General features: G+C 28.4%; 1 pseudogene. It reads left to right on the top strand.

The annotated features are described in order from the left end of the window. Positions 1 to 532 (top strand): annotated as a pseudogene (locus HMPREF0072_RS10350) (leucine-rich repeat protein); the annotation flags it as partial.

Here is a 532-nt window from a genome sequence, read left to right as displayed (position 1 = left end):
CAATGATGAACAAATAGCAGAAATTACTCAGCTTAAAGATGAATTAAAAAGATTACAAGATGAAAATGCAAAACTAAAAGAAGATTATTCATCTACAAAATGGGAGTTAGAAGCTGAGAAAGAAAAGACCGATAAAAACGAAAATAAAATCAAAGAAATGCAAGAAAAACTCGAGTCTTTAGAAGGAGAACTTGCAAAGAAGACTAAAGAAATTGAGGATAAAGATAATAAAATCAAGGGTTTGGAAAAAGCTCTTGATGAAAAAGATACTAAGATAAAAGACTTAGAGTCTAAAAGGAAAGAAACAGAAAAGACTAAGTCAGAATGCTGTAAGAAAATTGGAGAGCTTCAAAAGGCGATTGATAGTTTAAAAGAATCTTATGAAAATACAAAAAAAGAATTAGAAGAGAAAATTAAAGAACTAGAAGAAAAACAAAAAGCTTATGAAGAAGAAATTAAAAAGCTAAAAGAAGAATTGGATAAGAAAATTGAAGAAGCAAAGAAGTTAATCGAGGAAGCAAATAAAAAAGCG

The organism is Anaerococcus lactolyticus ATCC 51172 (genome assembly GCF_000156575.1).
GTDB classification, from domain to species: Bacteria; Bacillota; Clostridia; order Tissierellales; family Peptoniphilaceae; genus Anaerococcus; species Anaerococcus lactolyticus.
This window is presented reverse-complemented; position numbering and strand designations above follow the sequence as displayed.